The following is a 24,587-nucleotide window of genomic DNA, read 5'->3' on the forward strand; positions in this document are numbered from 1 at the left end:
TTTTCCCTCAACGTCTAAGGCACCTCCCTGAAATTGCCGAAACCGTCCCCCGGTTTCGGCACTTTTTTTGTCCGGATTCCGGGCTATGGCGATCAGATCGCCTGTCGATCCCCGGTTTGACACATGATGTTATGAGCCATGCATCAAAACTGTCATTTGGAATTCTTGAAAATAAATCCGACATATAAGTCATAACCATCTGAAACCGATCAATAAGCGGGATATATCGTCATATCCGGATTTACCAATTGATGACTTTTCGCCCGCAGATTGAAGAAGGGAAAAAGTTTTCGGTTGTCAGAAGGCGGGCGGGCGGTGATAAATCTCTCGCTCCAAGGGCTTTTGTAATTGATCGGGCGCGATTTCGCGCACCTTGATCAGACAAAGGCTCCTAAACAACAATAACAAAAAGGAGCATCCATTATGGTTTCTGGAGTCCATGGATCGGTACGCGATCTGTTTGAATTCACCGACGCAGACAAGGCACTTGCGCGCATCAAGGATATCTATGCGACCGGTGCCAATGCCGTCCAGGAGGCCTTTGACCGGTTCGGTCAGGGTCAGCAAACTTCCCCTGTTCGTGCCTATTATCCCTATCTCGGGATCGAGGTTCCGCCCGAAAAGCTGCATGTTGAAAGCACGCTTTCCTATGGTGCGCCGCGCGATCCGGGTGTTTATGGCACCACGCTGACCCGGCCTGATCTGTATGAAGAATATTACCGCGAGCAAATCGAACTTTTGCTGAAAAACCACGATGTACCGGTTGTGGTTGGTGTCTCGGATCGTCCGATCCCGTTGCCGTTCCTGGTGGCATCGGCAACCGACAGCATCGGTCCAACCGATATTCGTCCGATGCAGCTTATCTTTGATATGCCCGATCTGGCGCGTACCGACGATGACATCGCCAATGGTGTGCATTACGGCAATAGCGAAGGCCCGAAACCGCTGTCACTGTTTTCCGGTGAACGTGTGGACTATTCGCTGGCCCGTCTGCGCCACTATACGGCAACGGCACCGGAACATTTCCAGAAGTTCGTGCTGTTCACCAACTATCAGCGCTATGTCGACGAATTCATCGAGTTCGCCAAGGCACAGCTTGAGGACCCCAAAAGCCCCTATGTCGCTTTTGTCGAACCCGGGCCCAAAGTCCATGTTCGCAAAAACGCGCCAAAGGGCTGGGTTGAATCCGGTGAACCGGTCAAGCAATTGCCGCAGATGCCGTCCTATCACCTGATCCGTGAAGACGGGCTTGGCGTGACGTTGGTCAATATCGGGGTTGGGCCGTCAAACGCCAAAACCGCGACGGACCATATTGCTGTCCTGCGCCCGCATTGCTGGTTGATGCTGGGCCACTGTGCTGGTCTGCGTCGCAGCCAGTTGCTGGGCGATTATGTCCTGGCACATGGCTATGTCCGTGATGATCACGTGCTTGATTCTGACCTGCCGCTTTGGATTCCGGTGCCGCCGATTGCCGAGGTGCAGGTTGCCCTTGCCAATTCGGTTGCCAAGATCACCGGCCTTAAAGGTCGCGAAATGAAGGCGCGTATGCGTACCGGTACCGTGGCAACCACGGATAACCGCAACTGGGAACTGCGTTACAGCGAATTGTTCGTTCGCCTTAACCAGTCCCGCGCAATCGCGGTCGATATGGAAAGTGCAACCATTGCCGCCAATGGTTTCCGGTTCCGCGTTCCGTACGGCACGTTGCTGTGTGTTTCTGACAAGCCTGTGCATGGCGAATTGAAACTGCCGGGCATGGCGAACAATTTCTATCGCCAGCGGATCGGTCAGCATCTTCAGGTTGGTCTCGATACGATTGATACCCTGCGTCAGGAAGTCAATCAGCTCCATTCCCGCAAATTGCGGTCTTTGGACGAGCCTGCCTTCCGCTAGGTTTACCACCTTTCGGACCAGAATTTTCAAACCCCTGCCACTGCCAAATCGCGGTGGCAGGGGTTTTGTTATGGTTTGATGACGAATGGCGGGGCAATCGGTTTTGGCTTTGCCGGGGTCGGTGCGTTGCGTATGGTCAGTCGCAAATGACACACGCCATGTGATCAGGGATCAAAACCAGCAATGAGCAACCCCTTATCAAATCAGTCCCCGATGCCCGGTGATCGTTCCGTGGACAAGGGCACAATAATGCCGTCCGGCACCGTCGGACTGTGGCAGATTTTCCTGATTTTTTTGCGGCTTGGATTAACCAGTTTTGGCGGGCCGGTTGCCCATATCAGCTATTTCCGGGAAGAATTCGTCGTCCGTCGCAAATGGCTGAGTGATGCGCGTTATGCCGATCTGGTCGCACTGTGCCAGTTTGCCCCGGGGCCTGCCAGCTCGCAGGTCGGTATGGGGATCGGTATGGCACTTGGCGGGGTGCGCGGATCGCTTGTTGCATGGTTTGGTTTCACCATGCCATCGGCGATTGTTCTGGCCGTTCTTGGGGTTGCCTTTACCGGATTTGATCCGTCTTCGATTGATGGTGTCATTCGCGGATTGAAGCTGGTGGCGGTCGGGGTGGTTGCCCATGCCCTGATCGGGATGGCGCGAAGCCTGTGTCCTGATATGCCGCGCATCGTACTGGCGATTGCGGCAACCATCATCATGATTGTTGCTGATACGGTTTATGCCCAGTTCGGGGTGATCCTTGGCGGGATGGTGGCGGGCTTTATCCTGTTACGCGCCAAGGTCGATGATCAACCGTTCGAGGTGCCCAAACCACATTCGACCAAGGGTGCGGTCTTGGCCATTGCCTTGTTCTTTGCTTTGCTGGTTTTGCTGCCGGTTGCTGCCGGGATCGATCAAACTGGTCTATTTGCGGTGATTGACGGGTTTTATCGCAGTGGCGCACTGGTGTTCGGGGGCGGGCACGTTGTGTTGCCGCTTTTACAGAACGCTGTTGTTGATCCCGGCTGGGTTGATACCGAAACCTTCCTTGCCGGATATGGTGCGACCCAGGCGGTGCCGGGGCCGATCTTTACCTTTGCGGCCTATCTTGGTGCGGTTTTACATGGCGGGGCCGACAGTTTGGGACGTGGCGGCATTTGGGTCAGTCTGATCACCTCGATGGTCACACTTGTTGCGATCTTTTTGCCCGCATGGCTTCTGGTGGTTGGCCTGTTGCCGTTTTGGGATCGGGTGCGTCATGTCCCGGCGATGCAGGCCGGATTGATGGGGGTTAATGCCGCCGTGGTCGGATTGCTGGCAGCGGTGCTGTATCAGCCGATCTGGACCGGTGCGATCCATGACATGTTTGATGTCGGCTGTGTGGCAATTGCATTTGCCGTTTTGCAATGGCGGATCATCCCCGTCTGGGCCCTGGTCGGGATCGGGGCAATGGCAGGGTATTTGTCAGGCCTTATGATCTAGCGCTAGTCGGTGCTGGTCGTGATCGCGCCGTCGATCACTGCGCCTTCGACGGGCAGGTCATCGGGGACGGCTGGCGTATCGGGAAACAGATTGCTGATATCGGCAACAAATTTGCGCAAATTGAATGCTTCGCGTTTACGGGTGATGCCCAGCCGCACAATCACCAGTTCCTTGGACGGGATGACCGTGATTGATTGGCCGTCATGCCCGCGGGCAAAGAACGCATCATCGGGGATCTTTGCGTGGTTTGAATTGTCGTCATCTTCATTCCCGCCGGGCAGATCAAGCCACCAGCTTGCGCCATAAATACCGTCCGGATCGTTTTCAGCCGGGCTTGTGGAATAGCTGACCCAGCCCTTGGGCAACAGGCGTTCGCCGTTCCACACGCCATCCTGCAAATAAAGTTGCCCGATCTTGGCCCAGTCGCGTGCCGTGGCGTGCATAAAGCTTGATGCAACGAAATATCCCTCGGGATCGGTTTCGATCACGGCACTTTGCATTCCCAAAGGACGGAACAGCAATTCAGTCGGGCGGGTCAGATAGGTTGCGCGTGATCCGCTTAGATTGCGGACAGCAGCGGACAGGATATTTGGTGCGCCGGAATTATAGGAAAACACCTCGCCCGGCGTGCTTTCAAGCGGCTTGGATACGGCAAACCCGGCGGCAGCCGGTTCAATGAACAGCATCTGAACCACGTCCGATAACGGGTTCCAATAGGCTTCGCTGAATTCAAGGCCGCTGCGCATCCGAAGCAACTGGTCATAGGTGATGGTCGCGCGCGGGTCGCCGGTTTGCGATTGCCATTCATTGATCAGAACTGGATCATGGATATCAGGCATCAAGCCTTCCTGACGCATCCGGCCTATGATCGTGTTCCAGACGCTTTTGGTTATCGACCAGCCCGGAAGGGGCGTTTCGGCACTGATGCCTTCGGCATAGCGTTCCGCGACCACTTTGCCACGATGCAGGACAAGTGCCGCACGTGTGCGTCTTTCCGGGATAACGCCGGGTTCGTCCATTGCATCAAACAGCACATTGTTCAAGGCGCGACGATCTACCTCGGCCGGTAAGGAGGTGGTCAGAAGGGGGGCGGGCGCAATCGGTTTGATGACGGGGGTCGCGTTGCGCAGCCGGGCAATCTGGGCCTGATCATCGGCAAGGGTGCAACCAAGATTCGGACGGTAAACCGCAAAGCGTTTGCGAAAACCGAATGCATGGGCACTGACGGTTTGATTGCGCAAATCCACATTGGTGGTGATGAGCGATAGTAACGCATTATTGTCGGCAAGAACGTCTTCTTCGTGGGCGCGGGTCGATGGCAGTCCATTTACGAAAATGGCCGAACACATGATCTTGGCGCTATAGGCAGCGCCCACCGGGGCAAGCCAGATAAAGAAACCGGCAACGGTCGACAGGCCAATCAATATCAATCCGATAAAGATCGCCTTGATCCAGTGCATCCTGTTTCCTTACCCAGTGTTTCATTGCCCCTCTTTGCCGGGGAAAAGGAGGGTCGCCTGCTTCGCCGGGTAGGTCAAGTCATCGTATTGTATAGGGTCAGGCAGTTGCGCGCCGCATCGGTGATTTCAGGGCAGAAATCAGGAAGCCGGTAAAATAGAAACCGGCAAGAATTCCCGCCGCCCCGGTCCAGCCATTATGATCAATCATCGCCCCGGTAAGGGGTGGCACAATGACCACAAAAATCTCGGCGAACTGGGCAAGCATCCCTTGCAGGGCCGGCATAGAAAGCCCGCCTTTGGCAATGCCCGGCAACAGGGCAAAGCATGTCCCGGCAACTGCCCCCTGACCGATATTAAAGATCACAAGGGCGACAAGGCTGAGCATCATGTTGTTGCTGATAAACAATGTGCCGATGGCAGCCGCCATCACCGGCAGGAAAATGACCAGGATGCTGCGGCCCGGAATTTGCCGACCAAGTGCCATGCCTGCGCCAATACTGCCGACAATGTTTCCGGCAATGGCGGTGGTGCCGATAATCCCGGCGGCAAGGGCAATGCCGATATCAAGATTATCGACCATCATTGCAGGCATGAAGGCAAGGGCGGCCGATGTCGCCCCGGCAAAGGCCGAAAATGTCAGAGCTACCTTAAGGGCCGGGCGGGATTTTAAAACACCCATCACCCCGACTGTCAGGGATTTGCGAACAGTCGGCGTTGGCGGATTTTCCATCATGGCAAGGAATGGCAGCAAGATCAGGATCGGAAGGGTACAGGCCCCGACCGCCAGTCGCCAGTCAAGCCACACCACCATTGCCGCACTGACCCAGTTACCAAGTGCAATGCCGACCGGGATGAAGGTGCCCCAAATGCTCATGGCCATGGCGACCAGTTTCGGGTTGTTGAACCCGGCCATCCAGCTTGGTGCGCCAACAACGATCAGCAAATAGCCGATACTGGTCACCAGTCGCCCGACATAAAGAAGGGTGCTGACATTGGCCGTCGCAAAGATCGTCGCACCGGTAATCATCATCACACAACCAAGCACCAGCGATTTGCGCAAACCCGCACGCGCGGCCCACACACCGGTCGGGATGGCGGTCAATGCGCCCGCCGCCGTAATCAGGGACGCGACCAGTCCGAATTCCGCTTGGCTTAGTCCGAAGCCGGCGCGCAAATCAGGTGCAATCGGGCCAATCAGACCAACCTGCATGGATGCGGTCAGTCCAAGTCCATAAAGAATGACAATGGCAAGGATCGGGGGCATGGGGCGTTTCCGTCGGGTGTTTTTTTGGTGGTGCAAGGGGTGTTTGGATTAACTACCCGATAATGGCTTTGCAGGGCCACGTATGAAATATGCGTGGCGATTATGCGCCGAGATGATCAGGTGCCTGATCAAAGCCGGTGGTCAGGCGCACAGCCGTACCGTCTGACAGGAAGAAACGTTCCCACAGAATGAAACTGTCAACGATGCGCATTGGTGCCCCATCGCGCCGTGATGTTTCAAATGTCAGGTGATCTGCCTGATCTTCGTGCCAGCCAAGGTCATGCAGGCTTTTTTCTGCGGTGGCGATTTCCGGGGTGGCAAACTGCCAAAGCGACGTGCCCAGAAGGTCTGTGCAATCACGTTGCCATTCCTGCGCACGCGCATGGGATGCACAAAGCAGCCGGTGGGACCTGTCTTCGATCAGGTGGACGCGCTGATTGGAATGCATCACCAGGCGCTTGATTGCGTGATCAAGGCGGAAATTGCGTTTGCGCGTCATCATCTGATCAATCAGATCATATTGCAGCGGGGCCGGGCGTTGTGTGCCGTTTTCCCAACGCGAAACGGTTGCCTGTGTGACACCCAGAATATCGGCCAGACGCGCCTGTTTGATGTCGCTTGTGCGACGCCATTGGCGCAACAGGCGTCCGAATTCCTTGTCTGGTGCGGGTGTGGACAGGGCTTGCATAACAATCAACCGTTTCAAATGTGCCGGAACGGTATCACAGATTGAAATTTATGGCAGCAGGTTGCTGGCGAATAGCTGATCTGCGTCTGATCGCTCGGAAACGGGCAAGGCGCACAAATCAGCCAACCATACGCCCGATATCAATCTGGCAGCGGCCATATTTGCGAGAATCGCAAAGCTCGAACCCGGCAAGAGCGATTTCAGGATCACGGGGATCGCGTTCGGCAATGATCAGGGTATTGGCATCAATCCATCCGGCCGCGGCAAGGGCGGTGATGCTGGGTTCCAGAAGTTCCTTGCCATAGGGCGGATCAAGGAAAATCATGCTGGCCGGTTCAATGGCGCGTGGCGGTTTGGTGGCGTCTGCGCGCTGAACCTTGGTTTTATTGCCGACCTTAAGGGTCTCGATATTCTGATCGACAATGGCAAGTGCCTTGCGGTCGGTGTCAAAGAACACCGCCCTGGATGCGCCGCGCGAAAGGGCTTCCAGGCCCAATGCACCGGACCCGGCATAGGCATCAAGCACCACACCGTCATAAAGCGGATGGAAGTCATCCTCGTACCAGCGTGATGCGTGCGACAGGATGTTAAAAAGTGCCTCGCGCACACGATCAAGGGTCGGGCGGGTATCGCGCCCTTCAGGCGCGTTTAGAACCCGTCCACGATGACTTCCGCCGACAATCCGCATTTATGTTCAGTCCTTTTTGCCGCGCGGGCGGTTGCCTGCGGGTTTGCGACCCGGTGCGGAATTGCCCGATGATGCAGGCTTGCCGCCGCGTGCGCCTGAACGTCCGACCGGCTTGTTGCTGACATCGTTGAAGTTGCCGCCAGAACGGTTGCCGGAACGACCGCCACCCGCGCCTGCACCGGAACTTCCCCCGGCACCGGCACCTGCGCCACGGCCGCGACCGCGTGCATTGCCACCGGCATTGCGTTCATCGGATGCACCGGCCTTGCCACCTGCGCCATAACGACCGCGACCCTTGTTGGTCGGACGTGCTGCACCACGTTCATCACGCTCTTCGCGTTCCGGGCGGGCATTCTGGGCGGCCGGTTTGCCACGTCCACCCGGACGCGGGGCTGCACCAATGCGCGGGCCCTTGCGGGCGGCACCGGAACTTGGGCGCGAAGCTGCGCGGGTATCGCGCTGTTCCTCGCCGTCACTGGTATTCTGTGCGTTGCCTGCCGGGCCGCCTTGCGGGCGTTTGCGCTGGGCTGGTTGGCCAAACACGGTACGCGGTGCTTTGGGGCGGCCGGTGTCACCACGGGCAACCGATTTCTTTTCGGAAACCTTGCTGTAATCCCCGCGGAAGAACGCAGCAAGCTGTTCTTTCATTACCTTGCCGGTGATTTCCTCGCACTCGCCCGGTGCTAGGCTACCAAGTTGGAACGGGCCATAGGATACACGCATCAGGCGTGTTACCGGCCAGCCCAGATGTTCCATCACGCGACGGATTTCACGGTTCTTGCCTTCGCGAAGGGTGACGGTCATCCAGGCATTGGTGCCTTTTTGAACATCCACTTCGGCCTGGATGGAACCGTAATTCACACCATCAACCGTGATACCGGCTTCAAGCTGTTTAAGTTTTTCTTCCTCGATCCGGCCATGTACGCGTACACGATACCGGCGCGCCCAGCCAGTTGCCGGAAGTTCCAGATAACGGGCAAGTTCCCCGTCATTGGTCAGCAACAGCAACCCTTCGGAGTTAAGGTCAAGACGACCAACCGAAATCACACGCGGGACATAGCTTGGCAGATGTTCAAATACCGTGTCGCGGCCCTGTTCATCGCGGTGGCTGGTGACCAGTCCGCGTTTTTTAAACAGACGCCAAAGACGCGGCTTTTCCTTTTCGGGAAGCGGCTTGCCATCGACAATGATCTCGTCCTCGTCGGTGACAGTGACGGCCGGGCTATCAAGCTTTTGGCCATTCAGGCGCACCAGACCTTCGGCGATCATGCGTTCGGCATCACGCCGCGAACAGACACCTGAACGCGCGATGCGTTTGGCAATGCGTTCGCCTTTGTTTTCGTTCTGGTTGTCGTTGTTGTCGCTCATTTGCGGGCCTCGGAAATCAGGGCGTCGAAAATCTTCGCATCGCCCGAACTGATATGGAATTCGGGATGCCACTGGACCCCGAGACAATAACGGTATTTCGGATGTTCAATCCCCTCGATCACGCCATCTGGCGCATAGGAATTGATGATCACATCCGGGCCAACCCCATCAACCGCCTGATGGTGGGCGGAATTGACCGACAGTGTTTTGACATCGCCAACGATTTTGGCCAGAAGCGTATCGGCCTCGACCGTAACGTCATGACCCGGCTCGTTGCGCGGGTTGGGCTGTTCGTGCGGAAGGCAATTTTCGATCGCGTCAGGGATGTGCTGAATCAATGATCCGCCCAGAATAACGTTCAAAAGCTGCTGCCCGCCGCAAATGCCCAGAACTGGCATGTCGCGTTTGAGCGCACCTTCGGCCATCGCCCATTCAAATTTGGTGCGCCGATCCTTGGTAACAACCGTGTCGTGTTTTTCGGTTGCGCCAAACAGGCTGGGGTCAACGTCAAACGCGCCACCGGTAACCACAAGCCCGTCAATCAGATCAAGCAAGTCGGGCACAAGTTCAACTTCGTGGGGCAGGGGCATGGGAATGCCGCCCGCCGCAGTGACCGCACCGGCATAGTTTTCACGCAGCGCATACCACGGAAATTTGGAATACCCGCCCGGTTCTTCGGAATCGAGAGTAATGCCAATGATCGGCTTGCGCGTGGTCATGACGAACGGAACCTTGATGCTGGTGACGGAATGGCGAATGAATTCTGGCGGAAACTACCTGTGTACGTCGCCAAGGGCAACGGCAATTCACGCTGACAGTCTATGCGTTCTGCGCAGACGGGCAAGGGGAACTCTGCGATCTGTGATCGCTTGATCATCGCTTGACCGATCCTGTGATCTGATAGGACAATGCAAACAGCCAAAATATCGGCCAAGTGTCCTAATAGTGTCCTAAAATGAAGCAAAAGACCGGACATCGGCACGACAGGTCACGCCATTTGTCGACAAGATCAGCGGGATGAAAAAGCATGAGCGCAGACAGCTATATGGACATGGCCCTTGAAGAAGCACGTGCTGCTGCGCGCCGCGGCGAGGTGCCGGTTGGTGCGGTTCTGGTTGATGCCGATACCGGCGAAGTCTTGGCACGTGCCGGAAACCTGACCGAAGAAATGAACGATCCGACGGCCCATGCCGAAATTCTGGTGATCCGGGCCGCGGCCGGGGCCAAGGGCGAACCACGTCTTCCCAATTGCGATCTGTATGTCACCCTTGAACCTTGCCCGATGTGCGCAACCGCGATCTCGTTTGCCCGTCTGCGCCGGGTCTATTTCGGGGCTTATGATCCCAAGGGCGGTGGTGTGGATCACGGCCCGCGTGTTTTCGAAAGTTCAAGCTGCCATCACCGGCCCGAAGTTTATGGCGGGATTGGCGAGGTTGAGGCCGCCAAGCTTTTGAAGGATTTCTTTGGCAGTCTGCGCTAGCTCAATGGTGGTGATCGCCGGAATGATGCGGGTCATCCGGGCTTAGGCCCAACTCCGCCAGCCGTTTTTCAAAATCAACCGCCAGATCGGCCATGGTGACCGATGACAAGATGCCGATAAAGGTTTCCGACGCCTTTTGCAGGGCGCGGGCGGTTGCGGCATTGGCAGCCTTTTCCATCAGACACTGGCTGTTTTCATTGTTGCATCCCAATGCAAACAGGGTTGGTGCGCCGAGGGCCTCGTAGATTTCCGCCAGTGTGATCTTTTCAAGCGGCCTTGCCAGTTGCCAGCCGCCGCCATGCCCCTTGATGGATATCAGAATCCCCTGATCCCGAAGCCCCGCCATTGTCCGTCTGACAACTGCGGCATTGGTATTGAGCATCCCGGCCAGCTGTTCGGATGTGGCCGGGTCTTTCATGTCGCTCAGATGCAGAAGGGCATGCAAAACCCGGGGCAGGCGGTTGTCCTGACGCATGAAGTCGGTCCTGTGTATCGATCAGATTTCCTGCCATTTTTATCACATGTAACAATCAAAGATACATGAAATTGACAGGTTTGCCGAATCATGTAACTTTTAATGTTACGTGATTCGCAGTCACGGATATCCCCCGACTTTATCAAGAGAGCCCGATGAAATTTGATCCCAATGTCGATCCCAAAATGGACCCCAGAACCTTTTGGGAAGAAACCTATGAAAAGCAGTCCCCGCAAACCAGCGGCAAGCCGTCGGCCGTTCTTGAACGGTTTGTTGCCGGTCGCCCGGTGGGACGCGCACTTGAACTTGGTTGTGGTAAGGGCGATGACGCCGTCTGGCTGGCAAAGGGCGGTTGGCAGGTCACGGCTGTTGATATCTCGGAAACGGCACTGGGCTATGCGCGTGCCAATGCCCTGCGGAATGATGTGCAGGATAACATCGTGTTCGAGGCCCATGATCTGGGCGCAAGTTTGCCCGACGGCATGTTTGATCTGGTAACTGCACAATTCCTGCAATCGCCACTTGAGTTTGCCCGCGACACGGTTTTGAACCGGGCATCGCAGCAGGTTTCGCCAAAGGGCTTGTTGCTGATCACCACCCATGGATCGCGACCGTCTTGGTCATGGGCATCCGAAGACATGGTGTTCCCGACACCTGAACAGGCACTGGATGCGCTGGGGCTTGATATGAGCCAGTGGAAAACCGTCACCGTGGATAATTTCGAGCGTATGGCGACTGGTCCCAAGGGTGAAAAGGGATCGGTCATTGATACGGTCATTGCACTTGAACGTATCTGAGTAAAAGCAAAACCGGGCGGGCCAACATGCCCGCCCGTGTTGTCCGGGGTTCAGTACGCTGGGCTAATTAATCGACGCCTCGCGGAACATCACCATGCCGCCGTGATACAGGACGTCATTTTCAAAATAGCCGTCGGCGGTAAAGCCGGTGTCATCCTGATAGGTGATGTAATTGCCCGATACCTGATAGTCGCCCTGATAGGCAGATTGGCGTGTGCCGCGGGCCTCGTCATAGCGGCCATCGGGCAACAGTTCCTGACGGACATGACCGTCCTTGGTGACCCACATGCCGATATAGGGATGCGGGGCGGTTTGGGTGGTTTTGTTCATCTCAGTCTCCTGTTGGGCGGGTGCTGATGGTGCAAGCACCACCAGCACCATCAGCAAGGGAGCAAAGCCCGATGAAAGGATGAATTTCTTCATCAGAAGGCGGATGCAGTCGGCCGGACGATGACTTCGTTGACGTCAACGTCGGCAGGCTGATCAAGCGCATAGAGAACCGCGCGTGCAATCGCATCAGGTGTCAGGGCGATCTGGCGGAACTGGGTCAGCAATTCCTTGCTGGTCGGATCGGAAATGTCGTGGCCAAGTTCGGTTTCAACCACGCCCGGCGAAATGGTCGTGACGCGGACATCTGTGCTTTCCTGACGCAGACCTTCGGAAATGGCCCAGACGGCATACTTGGTTGCGCAGTAAACCGCCCCGCTTGGCACGACAACATGGGCACCGATGGATGCGGTGTTGATAACATGGCCGCCGCCTTGTGTTTTGAAGATCGGCAGAACAGCGGCAATCCCGTTCAGAACGCCACGGATATTGACGTTGATCATGTTATCCCATTCGTCGGTTTTAAGTTCCGACATCGGGGCCAGCGGCATCACACCGGCATTGTTAAAGATCGCATCAACGGTGCCAAACAGGTTCTGGGCACTGTAAACCAGTGCTTCGACGCTTTCGGCATTGGTAACGTCAACGGACCGTGCCATTGCTTTGCCACCGGCGGCCTCGATTTCCGTGACAATCTGGTCAAGGCGTTCGGTGCGCCGTGCGCCAAGGACTACTTTGGCCCCGCGTGATGCCAGAAGGCGGGCGGTGGCTTCGCCGATGCCGCTGCTGGCGCCGGTGATGATGACGGTTTTGTTTTCGAGATAATTGATCGGGTTCGTCATGACATGCTCCTTGTGTTTGTGTCATGGCGCTTACTGTGCCGATCAGATGTGGCTTGTTGAATACACAGAACTCGAATTGGATTGCCTAATCCTCCAAGTGGGTCAAAGCGGGCTTTGTCCGGGTGTGAGGGTGTGTATACTGCATCCTAGGAAATGCGAGGGATTTGGTAATGGATAGCTATCAGCGGCTTTGTAATCTGATTGACAAATACTGCGAGGCGGATGGCTCGGTGCGCACGGCGGTTGAGCCTGTCTGGATGTTCCGGTCAACCGGTCCCAGCCTGAAGGTGCCGACGATTTACAAGCCGTGCCTGTGCCTGATTGTTTCGGGTGCGAAGGAAGTGACGCTTGGGCACGAGGTCTATCGATATGCACCGGGGCAGTTATTGGCGGCGTCGGTGGATTTGCCCCTTGTCGGGCATGTAACCGACGCCAGCGAAGCCGAACCCTATCGCAGTTTGTCGCTTGATCTTGATCCCAAGATACTGAGCGAGCTTGTCACCCATATGGATATCAAGATCGGGGCAGAGGGCGAAAGCGCGCGCGGATTGTTTGTCGAACAAACAACCGAAAGCCTGATCGACGCGGTCCTTCGGGTTGTTGAATTGCTGGACCGGCTGGCCGATGTGCCCGTGATGTTCCCGCTTTTGATGCGCGAAGTGCATTATCGGTTGCTGTGTACCGGTAAGGGTGCGCTGATCGCGGGGCTTGCGATTGGTGGCAGCAACATGCAACGGATATCGGCGGTATTGCGGTTGATGAAGGATAACTTTGACAAGCCGCTCAAGATCGAGGAGCTGGCCGATTTCGCCAATATGAGCCCGTCATCCTTCCATCATCACTTCAAACAGGTCACCGCGATGAGCCCGCTGCAATATCAAAAGCGGCTGCGCCTGACCACGGCCCGTCAGATCATGCTGGCCGAAATGAAGGATGCGGCCAGTGCTGCCTATGAAGTCGGTTATGAAAGTACATCGCAGTTCAGTCGCGAATATGCGCGGATGTTTGGTGCGCCGCCGATGCGCGATGTCCTGGCGATCCTTGGGCAAAACGGGGATGCCCGGTCAGGTGAAATGCATACCTGATCGCCGGGCATCGGGCCGGATTGTTGGTATCAGCCTTGATGCTGGTTACCCAGTGCGGGCAGATGCTGGAACATCCAGGTTTCACTAAGCGGTGCATCACCGCGTTTCAGATACATGCGCAGATCAACCGGGTCTGTGCCAACCGCCTTAAGGTCAAAGGCCGCCCGCCAGGTTCTTGTATCCATGATCGGTTCGATCTTGGTGCGTGTGATTTCACCACGCGATGTCGATACGATGACTTCGGGAAACTCGCCATAGGCAAGGGTTCCCAGAACCTCGCCTTCAAACTCGACCGAAAACTTGATTTCGTCTTTCGGGCGGTTGGTGCCCGGTTCGCCACCACGGCCCATCCGCGTTGCTGTTGCGCGGGCCAGTTCGGCCACCGGGAACGGGTTCTGCGCCTGCCAGTGCAAACGATAGCTGAACTGATAGCTGTTACCCGCCTTGGCCGGTGCATTGGGCACCCAGAACGCCGCGATGTTATCGTGGATTTCGTCATCGGTCGGAATTTCGATCAGTTGTACAGCACCGTCATTCCAGTCGCCTTTGGGTTCGACCCACAGGCTGGGACGACGGTGATAGCGCACACCATCAAGATAGTTTTTCACATCGCGGTCGCGCTGCATCAGGCCAAAGCCACGCGGATTATGATCGCCAAAGGCCGACGCACGGATGGTTTCCGGGTTGTTCAGTTGACGCCAGATACGTTCACCACTGCCGGTCCACAGTTCCAGCCCGTCGGAATCGTGGACCTCGGGACGCCAGTCAAATCGGAATGATTTATTCTGTTCTGAATACCAGAACATGCTGGTCAACGGGGCGACGCCAAGCCGTTCAATATCGCGGCGAATGAACAGATGTTTTTCCACATCCATGGTTACACCCTGTCCGCGATAAAGCAGGAATTTGTACGCACCCGTGATGCTCGGCCCGTCAAGAAGGGCATAAGCCGTTACCGGATCTTCGGCATTTTTGGCCGGTTCGATAAAGAACTGGCGGAAATCGGGGAATTCTTCGGGCTGGGATGTTGCGGTATTCACGGCAATCCCGCGCGCCGACAGGCCATACTGGCCTTCATCCCCGATGGAGCGGAAATAGGACGCGCCAAGGAAGGCGGCCCAGTCCTGGGTCTTCCAGTCATCCCGTGCAAGGTTTTCATGCAGGCGGAAACCGGCAAAGCCACTGTTTTCGGGCAGTTTGCGCGCGATGCTGTCGGCGGGCATGTCAAAGTAATCGGGCTTATAGATCACTTCGCGCGCCTTGCCGCCTTCAAGCAGATACATATGCACCGGCTTTGCGAAATACATACCCAGATGGAAAAACGTCGCCGGATAGGTGCCCGATCCGTCAGAGAACGGCGAATGATCGCGTTTGTAATGCAGTTTGCCGTGGGTGTCGTAATCGATCCGACCGACAATTTCCGGGTTCGGCGCAACAGGCGGTTCATAGGCCGATGCTGCCATGGATTTGGCGCGCGCGATCAGATCGTCAAACGCAAAGGGCTGTGCCGCACCAAGGTCAAGGCCCGGGACTTCTGCCAGCGCGTGCTGATAGATCGACATTCCCGGCAGGATAAGACCGGCTGCCGCGATGGATTTCAAAAAGCGTCTGCGTTCAACAGAAGTCGTCATGTGCATCACATTCCAGTGGTTTCGTTTGTCGGGTAAGAATACCCGGCAGTGTGGAGGTAATCGGGATGAAACATGGCAAATTCAAGGTCGTATCAACTGCAATTTATGCATGGACCCTTGCGTTAATGCCGCTGGTGGTCTGCCAATTTCCTTGACCGGGTTTCTGGTTTAATCTAACCGTGACATGTCGGTATCCGAATATCGGATAAAGGGAATTCGACGTGATCCGGTTTGATCGGATCATTAACCGAAGCTGCCCCCGCAACTGTAGGCGGTGAGCGTTTTTCTGACCAATGCCACTGGGATGAACCCGGGAAGGCCAGGAAAAGTGCTTTGACCCGCGAGCCAGGAGACCTGCCGACATGAATGCGACGGACCGGGCGGGGTGCCCCGGAGAATGTCGGCATATGTCCCGGTCTCTGGCAGTTCAAAGACAGTTTTTCTGAACTCTGACCCCGGCATCTTCCGCCATTTCCCGACACTTTTGCCAGTCCCTTGACGATAGCAAAACGTATGTTATGTTATAACATAACATTTATGGCGCGCCGTGTGCAGATCGGGTCTATCCGGTTGCAGGCGGGGCGCTTTGGAAAGGAAGTCAAAGTGATCCATCACTCCAAAATGGCATTGGCGGTCGGGGTGTTTGCCGCTGGTGTAATGGCATCGGTTACCAATGCGTCGGCGACGCAATATCCGCTCAGTATTGAAAACTGCGGTAGCACGTTACACTTTGATGCGGCCCCTGAACGGGTTGTGTCGCTGGGACAAAGCACCACGGAAATCCTGTATTCGCTTGGTCTGGCCGACAAGGTCAAAGGGACTAGTGTCTGGTTCGGGCCGGTTATGGATGAATTCAAGGATGTGAATGCGTCGGTGCCGCGTCTTGCTGATAATGATCCGGGTTTTGAGACAGTGGTTGCCCAAAAGCCGCAACTGGTTGCCACCCAGTATCAGTGGCATGTCGGCCCCAAGGGGATTGTCGGCACCACCGAACAGTTCAATGAACTTTCCATTCCGGTCTATACCGCGCCGGCCGATTGCGTGGGCAAGGATAATGCCGGTGGCGGTGATGGCGTGCGCCACGAAGATTTCACCATGAACCTGATCTATCAGGAGATCACCGACATTGCGCAGATTTTCGATATCGAGGATCGCGGGGCGGCCCTGATTGCCAAGTTGAAAGATCGCGAAGCCCAGTCGCTGGCAGCGGTGAATGCAAGCGGGAACAGCAATGTTTCGACCGTCTTCTGGTTTTCCAGTGCCGAGATCAAAAGTGATCCCTATGTTGCCGGCAAAAACGGGGCGGCTGCCTATATCGCAGACAAGCTTGGCGTTACCAATATTATCGATAGTGACGAAGAATGGCCGACGGTCGGGTGGGAAACCATCGCACGTGCCAATCCCGATATCATCGTAATCGGCAAAATGGGCCGTCGTCGTTTCCCGGCCGATGATTGGGAAGTCAAAATGGACTTCCTGAAAACCGATCCGGTTACAAGTCAGATGAAGGCGGTTAAAAACGGCAATATCGTCGTGATGGATGCACAATCCATGGACCCGACCATCCGTTTGATCGAAGGCATCGAAACGCTGGCCGAAGCAGTTGAAAAACTGAACGCTTCGAACTGATCTGCAAGGACAAGGGCGTTTGATATGCCACGAGAATTGAATGTTTGAAAAAACGCAAGATCAGTCACCCGCAAAATCGCGGGCGGGCCGGGCATATCTTGGCCGGATCGGTGCGACGGGCGTCGCACTGGTTTTGCTTGTCGGTGTGATTGCAATTGCCGCAGCCAAGGGGGAAACGCATATCCCCCTTGGCACGGTTCTTCAGACCATTGCCAATCATCTGTGGCAGGCGGGATATGATGTTGATCCGATCGATTCCGGGATTATCTGGAATTACCGCATTTCGCGTGCGCTGGTTGCGGCGGCATGTGGTGCGTCGCTTGCCCTGTCCGGTGCGGTGTTGCAGGCGCTTTTGCGCAACAGTCTGGCCGATCCCTATTTGCTTGGCATTTCGGCGGGCGCATCGACCGGCGCGGTCAGTGTTGCCATTCTGGGCTTTGGGGCCGGGATGGTTTCCTTGTCGCTTGGCGCATTTCTGGGCGCGCTGGTGGCCTTTGGCTTTGTCGCACTTCTTGCCATCCCCGCCGGTCGCGGACCGGCTGCGATTATTCTGGCCGGTGTTGCCGGATCGCAGCTTTTTAACGCCCTGACATCCTTTATCGTGACCAAGGCCGCAACCGCGGACGAAGCACGCGGCATTATGTTCTGGCTGCTTGGCAATCTAAGCGGTGTGCGCTGGCCCGATGTGTATCTGGCTCTTCCGGTGGCGCTTGGCGGGTTGCTTGTCTGTCTTTGGCATGCGCGATCGCTTGATGCTTTTACCTTTGGCGTTGAATCGGCTGCATCGCTTGGTGTGCCGGTCAGGCGCGTTTATGCGGTGCTGATTGCGGTGGCTGCGATGATGACTGCGGTCATGGTCAGCATTGTGGGATCCATCGGCTTTGTCGGATTGGTGATCCCCCATGCTGCACGGTTCTTTGTTGGCACCCGTCACGGGATTCTATTGCCGGTATCGGCCTTGATCGGGGCGGTTTTCCTTGTTCTGGCCGATGTGGTATCGCGCATCATCCTTGATGGTCAGGTTCTGCCCATCGGGGTTATTACCGCCCTGATCGGTGCACCGGCCTTTGCGCTTATTCTCTGTCATGGAAGGGTTCTGCGATGACCCTTGAACTGCGCAATGTTGGCTGGAATGCCGGTTTCAAGAAAATCATCAGCGACGTGTCGCTGCGGGTTGCGCCGGGTGAGTTTCTGGGGCTGATCGGGCCAAACGGGTCTGGCAAAACCAGCATGATGTCGGTTCTGGCCGGTATTCGTGCCCCGTCACGCGGGCAGGCGATGCTGGGCGATCAACCGATGAAGCAAATCGGGCGGCGCAATCTTGCCCGCCAGATCGGCTTTGTCGAACAACAGGCCGATACCATTGACCGGATTACGGTACGCGAGGCGGTCGGGCTTGGCAGAACGCCCTATCTCAGTCTTTTGACGCCATGGTCAGAAGACGACAGCGAAATCGTCGATCAGGCCCTTGGCAGTGTCGAAATGCGCGATATGGCCGACCGGATGTGGCATACCCTGTCTGGCGGGGAAAAGCAGCGCGTTCATATCGCGCGCGCCTTGGCGCAACAGCCTGATTTCCTGTTACTGGACGAGCCGACCAACCATCTTGATATCCATCATCAGCTTGGGTTGCTGGAACTGGTGCGCGCACTGCCGGTGACAGTGGTGGCGGCCCTGCATGATCTAAACCATGCGGCGATGTTCTGTGACCGGATTGCCATGATGGATCGCGGCAAACTGATTGCCGTTGGGACACCCGAACAGATTTTGACATCGCAAAACCTGCGCGATGTTTTCGGGGTTGCCGCCGATATCGAAATTGATGATCAGGGCCGCTGTCATATCCGCTATCACGTCGGGACATCGGGTCATACAGGCATAAAAAAAGACCGGGTTGCGTAACCCGGTCTTTTGAAAATCGATGTGGAAACGGGCTTATGCCTGTTCGCGGGCCACGGCACGCCAGCCGATATCACGGCGGCAGAAACCACCATCCCAGTCAATGGCATCAACCGCTTCATAGGCGCGTTTCTGGGTTTCGGTCACGGTTGTGCCGCGTGCGGTAACGCCAAGAACGCGACCACCGGTCGCAACCAGCTTGTCACCATCCATCTTGGTGCCGGCATGAAGGACTTTGACCTTGTCCATGGCATCGGCTGCCGGGACGTTTTTGATCTCCGTACCTTTTTCATAGGAACCCGGATACCCTTTGGCAGCCATGACGACGACCATTGCTGTTTCCTCATACCATTCCGGTTTGACGGTATTAAGCGTGCCGGTGGCCGCACCATCAAGAATATCCAGCACGTCCGATTTCAGGCGGGTCATCAGGACCTGACATTCCGGGTCACCGAAACGGATGTTGTATTCGATCAGTTTCGGGTTGCCTTCATCGTCAATCATCAGGCCCGCAAACAGCACACCCTTGAACGGGTGGCCTTCATTGGCCATGCCTTTGACAGTCGGGACGATGATCTGTTCCATGACTTTGGCTTCAACCGCATCGGTAAAGACCGGGGCCGGGGAATAGGCACCCATGCCGCCCGTATTCGGGCCGGTATCGCCTTCGCCAACGGCCTTGTGATCCTGGGCTGCAACCAGCGGAATGACGTTCTCGCCATCACAAACTGCAAAAAATGAGGCTTCCTCACCTTTGAGGAATTCTTCGATGACGATCTCGGCACCGGCATCGCCGAATTTGCCGCCGACCATGCATTCATCGATTGCGGCAAATGCTTCGTCCGCGGTCTGACAGATCGTTACACCCTTGCCTGCGGCCAGACCATCGGTCTTAACGACAATCGGCGCACCGTGTTTTTCAACAAATGCCTTGGCATCAGCGGGATTGGTGAAACGGCCATAGGCAGCCGTCGGTACACCGAACTTTGCCACCATGTCTTTCATGAAGCCCTTGGAACCTTCAAGCTGTGCGGCCGCCTTGGAACAACCGAACGACTTGATGCCCGCCGCGTCGAGTGCATCGACAAGACCTGCAACCAGCGGGGCCTCGGGGCCGACAACAACCAGATCAACCGCATTGTCCTTGGCGAAAGCTACCAGACCGTCGATATCGCCATCGGAAATCGCGACACACTGCGCGGAATCCGCAATGCCGGCATTGCCCGGTGCGCACCAGAGTTTGGAAATGCGCGGGCTGCGCGCAATGGCCCAGCATAGTGCGTGTTCACGTCCGCCGCCGCCAACGACCAGAACCTTCATGACTTTATCCTTCGACTTGTCCGATTGCTTGATGGTCCATGCGCGATGAACTAGGCTAGACCCAAACGCCATCCCGCAAAATGATTCAATGTGCGGGCTTTTAGCATAAAGTGCCCTTGATGACGCAAGATTTGTTCGACCCTTATGCCCCGGTACCGGAAACCCCTGTGAAATCGGGAAATACGCCCGAATTTTCGGTCTCGGATTTGTCCAATGCACTCAAACGCACGGTCGAGGATGCCTTTTCCTTTGTCCGGGTGCGCGGGGAAATTTCCGGCTTCAAACAGGCCAGTAGCGGCCACATGTATCTTGCGCTTAAGGACGACAAGGCGGTTCTTGATGGCGTGTGCTGGCGCGGGCAGGCGACCAAACTTGGTCTGGTGCCCGAAGACGGCATGGAGGTCATCGTCACCGGACGCCTGACAACATTCCCGGGCCGTTCGAAATATCAGATCGTTATTGAAAGCATGGAAGTGGCGGGCGAAGGCGCGCTTCTTAAACTGCTTGAAGAACGCAAAAAGAAACTCGCCGCCGAAGGGCTTTTTGACCCGGATCGGAAAAAGCCGATCCCGTTCCTGCCCAATGTTATCGGTATTGTGACTTCACCCACCGGGGCGGTGATCCGCGATATCATGCACCGTCTGCGCGAACGTTTTCCGCGCCGGGTTCTTTTGTGGCCGGTGCTGGTTCAGGGGCAGGGTGCGGCCGAACAGGTTGCCGAAGCCGTGCGGGGCTTTAATGATCTTTTGCCCTATGGGCAGATCCCGCGTCCTGATCTTTTGATTGTCGCACGTGGTGGCGGATCGCTTGAAGATTTGTGGTGCTTTAACGAGGAAATCGTTGCCCGTGCGGTGGCGGATTCCGACATTCCGGTCATCTCGGCGGTGGGGCATGAAACAGATACCACCCTGATTGATTTCGTTTCGGACCTGCGCGCACCAACTCCGACCGGGGCGGCGGAAAAGGCCGTGCCGGTACGCATGGATTTAATAGGTCAGGTTGAAGAGGACGGTCTTCGACTGGCGCAGGCAGTCCGTCGCCTGGGACTTGAAAAGAAAACCGCGCTTGAAAGTCTGGCGCGTGGGCTGGGCGATCCCAAAAGGATGCTCGAAGAACGCGCCCAGACACTTGATAACTGGGCGGATCGATTGCCGCGTGCGACAGTTAACCTGACACAGCAGGCACGCGCACGCCTGAACGAAGCCAGTGCGCGTCTGGTCAGTCCGCGTGAACAGCTTTCGGAAAAGCGCGGGCGTCTTGAAAATGCGTCGCTTCGTCTGGACGGGGCGATGAAATCCGCCCTTCAGATGCAGAAATCGCGTCTTGATCGGGCTTCTGCGGGCTTACGCAAAAGCGATATTGAGCGCGATGTTAATCGTGGCGGAAAGCAGATTACCGATCTTGGTGCCCGGATGCAGGCCGCGGTTGGCAATGTTGTCAAACGCGAAGCCGAAGGACTGGCGCGGTATGACCGGCTTCTGGAAAGCTATTCCTATCGCAATGTTCTTAAACGCGGCTTTGCCGTGGTGCGCGATGGCGCGGGCAATCTTGTTGGCAAGTCGGGCGATCTTGTAACCGGTCAGTCCTATGATCTTGAAATGGGGGATGGCATCACCCGGGTTACGGCAGGCGATAGTGCCGCTGTGGTGACGCCAGAGCCAACATCAGGACCAGCCCCAGTACGGGCATCAGTATCGGTACCAGTGCCGGCACAGGACAAGGATGATAGCGCTAACATCGTGGCGGAAGATGCTGCCATATCGGCGCCGGAAACATCAGCCAAACCGAAACCGGCGAAAAAGAAAAATCCGCGTCCACAGGAAGATGACAGGCAGGGGAGCCTTCTGTAATGCGCTTGGCATTGAAATCCATCATCGTTGCCGCCGGTCTTTTGGGGGCGGGTATTACGGCACATGCGGCCGAGCCGACCTATAAGGGGCAGTTTGTTCAGGGCGGGATCGTATTTGGCAAGACAAGTGCCGGTGATGTCATCCAGCTTGATAACGAGGCGATTGATACCATTGCCCCGGACGGGCGGTTCATCATCGGTTTCCCGCGTGATTATGAAGGCCCGGCGAAACTGACGATCCGCCATGCCGATGGCAGTACCGAAGAGTTTGCGTATGACATCACTGACCGCGAATTCAATATTCAGCGCATTGACGGCCTGCCCAAAAAGATGGTCACACCCGATCCCGAAGTATCAAACCGGATCAAGGATGACAGCCGTCAGGCGCGTGAAGCCCGGGTGGAACGATTTACCGAGGATTTCCTTGAAAACGGTTTTATCTGGCCGGTTTTGGGACCGATCAGCGGTGTTTACGGGTCACAGCGGATACTGAATGGGGAACCCCGCGCCCCGCATTGGGGGGTGGATATTGCGGTTCCGACCGGAACGCCTGTTGTGGCACCGGCAGACGGAATCGTCACCCTTGCCCATCCTGATATGTATTTCTCTGGCGCGACGCTTTTCATTGATCATGGGCTTGGCATGGTCTCGGCCTTTTTGCATCTGTCCGAGATTGACGTCAAAGTGGGCGATGTCGTTCGGCAGGGTGATCTGATTGCCAAAGTTGGCGCATCGGGACGGGCAACCGGCCCGCATCTGGACTGGCGGATCAATGTCGGGGCGGCCCGGGTGGATGCCCAGTTGCTGGTCCCGCCGATGGAAGATGCGCAAAAGGCCGCAAGCGCCAATAACTAACGGGGAAGCCAAGCCATGAAAAAGCACGGGGCCGTTGCCGCAGGACATGATGTCACAGCACGCGCCGCCGCCCGCGTGCTTGAGGAAGGTGGCAATGCGTTCGATGCCGTGATCGCAGCCATGTGGGCGGCCTGCGTTGCCGAACCCGTGTTGGCATCTCTTGGCGGTGGTGGCTTTGTCATGGCAAGGCCTGCGGGCAAACCGCCACGCCTTTATGATTTCTTTGTCGAAACCCCGCTTGAAAAACGATCACGCGAAGATCTGGAATTCGAAAGCCGCCTTGCGACCTTTGCCGGGGGCGTAACCCAGGAATTTCATGGCGGATATGGTTCGGCTGCAACGCCCGGCGTGGTGGCGGGGCTTTTTCAAATCCACGAAGATTTGGCAAGATTGCCGATGGCGCAGCTTGCCGAACCGGCGATGATCGCGGCCCGTGATGGCGTGATTCTGGATGATTTTCAGCGCTATGTGATGGGGATTGTTGAGCCGCTATTGAGTTTCTCTGCCGAAAGCCGGGCGGTTTTTGGTAAACCTGGGCACATCGAAGAAACCGGGTTCGAGCTGCTTGATGCCGGGGCGCGTCATGTGCAGGCCGATTTGGCCGACAGCATCGAATATCTGGTGCGATGTGGTGCCGACGGGTTTTATCATGGTGACCTTGGCCATGCCCTGATCCGCGAATGCAAAGAGTTCGGTGGATATCTGACGCCCGATGATCTGGCGTCCTATCGGGTTCTGGTGCGTGATCCGTTGCTTGTCGGCGGGCGCAAGGGGCGGTTTGTCCTGAATGCGCCACCGGCCTCTGGCGGGGTTCTGGTGGGGTTTGGTCTTAAACTTGCCCGTGAAATGGCATTGGGATCATTTGGATCAGTCCGCCATCTGGAGGCCATTTCGCGGATCATCCATGCCACGGGGCTGGTGCGCGGGGAATATGGTGCGACCTCGGCCATTCTGGGGGATGAACTTTGTGAACGATATCGTCTGATGATCGGCGAACGCCCGCTTAGTCAGCAGGGCACAACCCATATCTCGGTCGTGGATGAGGATGGCAATCTTGCCGCTGCGACGATTTCAAACGGATCGACATCGGGGCGGATTGTGCCGCAAACCGGGATCATGATGAACAATATGCTGGGCGAAGCCGACCTGTCGCCAGACGGGTTCCATGCATGGCCTTGCGGGGTGCGGATGACATCAATGATGACACCGGCACTTTATCTTGGTGATGACGGCAGTTCGGTGGCGTTGGGATCGGGGGGATCGAACCGGATCAGATCAACGATGCTTCAGGTGTTGCTGAATATCGATGCCTTTGACATGACCCTGCATGGGGCGATTGCCGCACCCAGAATGCATGTCGAAGATGATCTTTTATCGGTCGAGCCGGGGTTTGATGATGCCTTGCTTGACGCGATCAGCCTTGAAAATCAAAGCCGCTGGGACAGTGAAGACATGTTCTTTGGCGGTGTACATGCCGCCAAGGTCAGTGCGGATGGCAAGGTGTTTTCGGCCATCGGGGATGCAAGGCGCAATGGATGTCAGATCAGCGTTCTGAACGACTGAT

At 56.4% G+C, this 24,587-nt stretch carries 22 protein-coding genes and 1 riboswitch; of the genes, 11 read left to right on the forward strand and 11 right to left on the reverse strand.

Annotated features, from left to right (window positions below):
* Positions 1-423 precede the first annotated feature (423 nt).
* The gene (locus tag TH19_RS14895; protein ID WP_114103152.1) at positions 424-1,893 is read left to right on the forward strand and encodes an AMP nucleosidase; all 1,470 of its coding nucleotides are present in this window, start codon (positions 424-426) and stop codon (positions 1,891-1,893) included.
* A 249-nt stretch (positions 1,894-2,142) separates the two neighbouring features.
* Complete coding sequence (gene chrA / locus TH19_RS14900; protein ID WP_114103153.1) at positions 2,143-3,366, forward strand: chromate efflux transporter; 1,224 nt, start codon at positions 2,143-2,145, stop codon at positions 3,364-3,366.
* Positions 3,367-3,368: 2 nt separating this feature from the next.
* Here the strand turns inward: chrA and TH19_RS14905 are convergent, their stop codons facing one another.
* From TH19_RS14905 to TH19_RS14930, 6 genes are all read right to left on the reverse strand, one after another.
* Positions 3,369-4,826, reverse strand: coding sequence for a serine hydrolase domain-containing protein (locus tag TH19_RS14905; RefSeq protein WP_114103154.1), 1,458 nt, complete (start codon positions 4,824-4,826; stop codon positions 3,369-3,371).
* A gap of 97 nt (positions 4,827-4,923) precedes the next feature.
* On the reverse strand, positions 4,924-6,090 hold the full coding sequence (locus TH19_RS14910; RefSeq protein ID WP_114103155.1) for an MFS transporter: 1,167 nt from the start codon (positions 6,088-6,090) through the stop codon (positions 4,924-4,926).
* Positions 6,091-6,190: 100 nt separating this feature from the next.
* Positions 6,191-6,778 carry a helix-turn-helix domain-containing protein gene (locus TH19_RS14915; RefSeq protein ID WP_114103156.1) on the reverse strand — a complete coding sequence of 196 codons (588 nt, stop codon included), beginning with the start codon at positions 6,776-6,778 and terminating at the stop codon, positions 6,191-6,193.
* A 118-nt stretch (positions 6,779-6,896) separates the two neighbouring features.
* A complete protein-coding gene (rsmD, locus tag TH19_RS14920) occupies positions 6,897-7,466 on the reverse strand; it encodes a 16S rRNA (guanine(966)-N(2))-methyltransferase RsmD (RefSeq protein WP_114103157.1) in 570 nt (189 codons plus the stop codon).
* A 6-nt stretch (positions 7,467-7,472) separates the two neighbouring features.
* A complete protein-coding gene (locus tag TH19_RS14925; RefSeq protein WP_114103158.1) occupies positions 7,473-8,834 on the reverse strand; it encodes a pseudouridine synthase in 1,362 nt (453 codons plus the stop codon).
* Positions 8,831-9,553 (reverse strand): gamma-glutamyl-gamma-aminobutyrate hydrolase family protein, encoded by a 723-nt coding sequence (locus TH19_RS14930; RefSeq protein WP_114103159.1) that lies wholly within the window; start codon positions 9,551-9,553, stop codon positions 8,831-8,833. Before TH19_RS14930 ends, TH19_RS14925 begins: the two co-directional genes overlap by 4 nt.
* A 308-nt stretch (positions 9,554-9,861) precedes the next feature.
* Between TH19_RS14930 and TH19_RS14935 the strand changes: the two genes are divergently transcribed.
* Entirely contained in the window at positions 9,862-10,314 is a 453-nt protein-coding gene (locus tag TH19_RS14935; protein ID WP_114103160.1) for a nucleoside deaminase, read from the forward strand.
* A gap of 1 nt (position 10,315) precedes the next feature.
* Here the strand turns inward: TH19_RS14935 and TH19_RS14940 are convergent, their stop codons facing one another.
* Entirely contained in the window at positions 10,316-10,789 is a 474-nt protein-coding gene (locus TH19_RS14940; RefSeq protein WP_114103161.1) for an RrF2 family transcriptional regulator, read from the reverse strand.
* Positions 10,790-10,944: 155 nt separating this feature from the next.
* Between TH19_RS14940 and TH19_RS14945 the strand changes: the two genes are divergently transcribed.
* On the forward strand, positions 10,945-11,586 hold the full coding sequence (locus TH19_RS14945) for a class I SAM-dependent methyltransferase (protein ID WP_258547977.1): 642 nt from the start codon (positions 10,945-10,947) through the stop codon (positions 11,584-11,586).
* A 63-nt stretch (positions 11,587-11,649) separates the two neighbouring features.
* Here the strand turns inward: TH19_RS14945 and TH19_RS14950 are convergent, their stop codons facing one another.
* Positions 11,650-11,916: an Atu4866 domain-containing protein gene (locus TH19_RS14950; protein WP_258547978.1), complete on the reverse strand. Its 267-nt coding sequence runs from the start codon at positions 11,914-11,916 to the stop codon at positions 11,650-11,652.
* Positions 11,917-12,008: 92 nt separating this feature from the next.
* On the reverse strand, positions 12,009-12,755 hold the full coding sequence (locus TH19_RS14955; protein WP_220151747.1) for an SDR family oxidoreductase: 747 nt from the start codon (positions 12,753-12,755) through the stop codon (positions 12,009-12,011).
* Between the two features lie 170 nt (positions 12,756-12,925).
* Here TH19_RS14955 and TH19_RS14960 point away from each other — a divergent pair, with 170 nt between their 5' ends.
* Positions 12,926-13,840: an AraC family transcriptional regulator gene (locus TH19_RS14960; protein ID WP_114103163.1), complete on the forward strand. Its 915-nt coding sequence runs from the start codon at positions 12,926-12,928 to the stop codon at positions 13,838-13,840.
* 29 nt (positions 13,841-13,869) lie between these two features.
* Here the strand turns inward: TH19_RS14960 and TH19_RS14965 are convergent, their stop codons facing one another.
* Positions 13,870-15,471, reverse strand: coding sequence for an OpgD/OpgG family glucan biosynthesis protein (locus TH19_RS14965; RefSeq protein ID WP_258547979.1), 1,602 nt, complete (start codon positions 15,469-15,471; stop codon positions 13,870-13,872).
* Positions 15,472-15,642: 171 nt separating this feature from the next.
* A riboswitch (cobalamin riboswitch) is annotated at positions 15,643-15,847 on the forward strand.
* A 161-nt stretch (positions 15,848-16,008) separates the two neighbouring features.
* On the opposite strand from TH19_RS14965, the gene TH19_RS14970 reads away from it, so the two are divergent.
* From TH19_RS14970 to TH19_RS14980, 3 genes are read left to right on the forward strand one after another with little or no spacing between them, the layout of a single operon-like run.
* Positions 16,009-17,100 carry an ABC transporter substrate-binding protein gene (locus tag TH19_RS14970; protein ID WP_309471253.1) on the forward strand — a complete coding sequence of 364 codons (1,092 nt, stop codon included), beginning with the start codon at positions 16,009-16,011 and terminating at the stop codon, positions 17,098-17,100.
* A 40-nt stretch (positions 17,101-17,140) separates the two neighbouring features.
* Entirely contained in the window at positions 17,141-18,205 is a 1,065-nt protein-coding gene (locus tag TH19_RS14975; RefSeq protein WP_114103165.1) for a FecCD family ABC transporter permease, read from the forward strand.
* Positions 18,202-19,002 (forward strand): ABC transporter ATP-binding protein, encoded by an 801-nt coding sequence (locus tag TH19_RS14980; protein ID WP_114103166.1) that lies wholly within the window; start codon positions 18,202-18,204, stop codon positions 19,000-19,002. The genes TH19_RS14975 and TH19_RS14980 overlap by 4 nt, the downstream gene beginning before the upstream one ends.
* Before the next feature lie 33 nt (positions 19,003-19,035).
* On the opposite strand, the gene purD is transcribed toward TH19_RS14980, so the two are convergent.
* Positions 19,036-20,319, reverse strand: coding sequence for a phosphoribosylamine--glycine ligase (gene purD / locus TH19_RS14985; protein WP_114103167.1), 1,284 nt, complete (start codon positions 20,317-20,319; stop codon positions 19,036-19,038).
* Between the two features lie 119 nt (positions 20,320-20,438).
* Here purD and xseA point away from each other — a divergent pair, with 119 nt between their 5' ends.
* Genes xseA through TH19_RS15000 form a run of 3 tightly spaced genes read left to right on the forward strand, consistent with a single transcriptional unit; the run spans position 20,439 to position 24,586 of the window.
* Positions 20,439-22,169 carry an exodeoxyribonuclease VII large subunit gene (gene xseA, locus TH19_RS14990; RefSeq protein ID WP_114103168.1) on the forward strand — a complete coding sequence of 577 codons (1,731 nt, stop codon included), beginning with the start codon at positions 20,439-20,441 and terminating at the stop codon, positions 22,167-22,169.
* Positions 22,169-23,023, forward strand: a complete 855-nt coding sequence (locus TH19_RS14995) for a M23 family metallopeptidase (protein WP_114103169.1) — start codon at positions 22,169-22,171, stop codon at positions 23,021-23,023. Before xseA ends, TH19_RS14995 begins: the two co-directional genes overlap by 1 nt.
* 15 nt (positions 23,024-23,038) lie before the next feature.
* Positions 23,039-24,586, forward strand: a complete 1,548-nt coding sequence (locus TH19_RS15000) for a gamma-glutamyltransferase (protein WP_114103170.1) — start codon at positions 23,039-23,041, stop codon at positions 24,584-24,586.
* The last annotated feature ends 1 nt before the right edge of the window (position 24,587 follow it).

Source organism: Thalassospira profundimaris (assembly GCF_003326675.1).
Classification (GTDB): domain Bacteria; phylum Pseudomonadota; class Alphaproteobacteria; order Rhodospirillales; family Thalassospiraceae; genus Thalassospira; species Thalassospira aquimaris.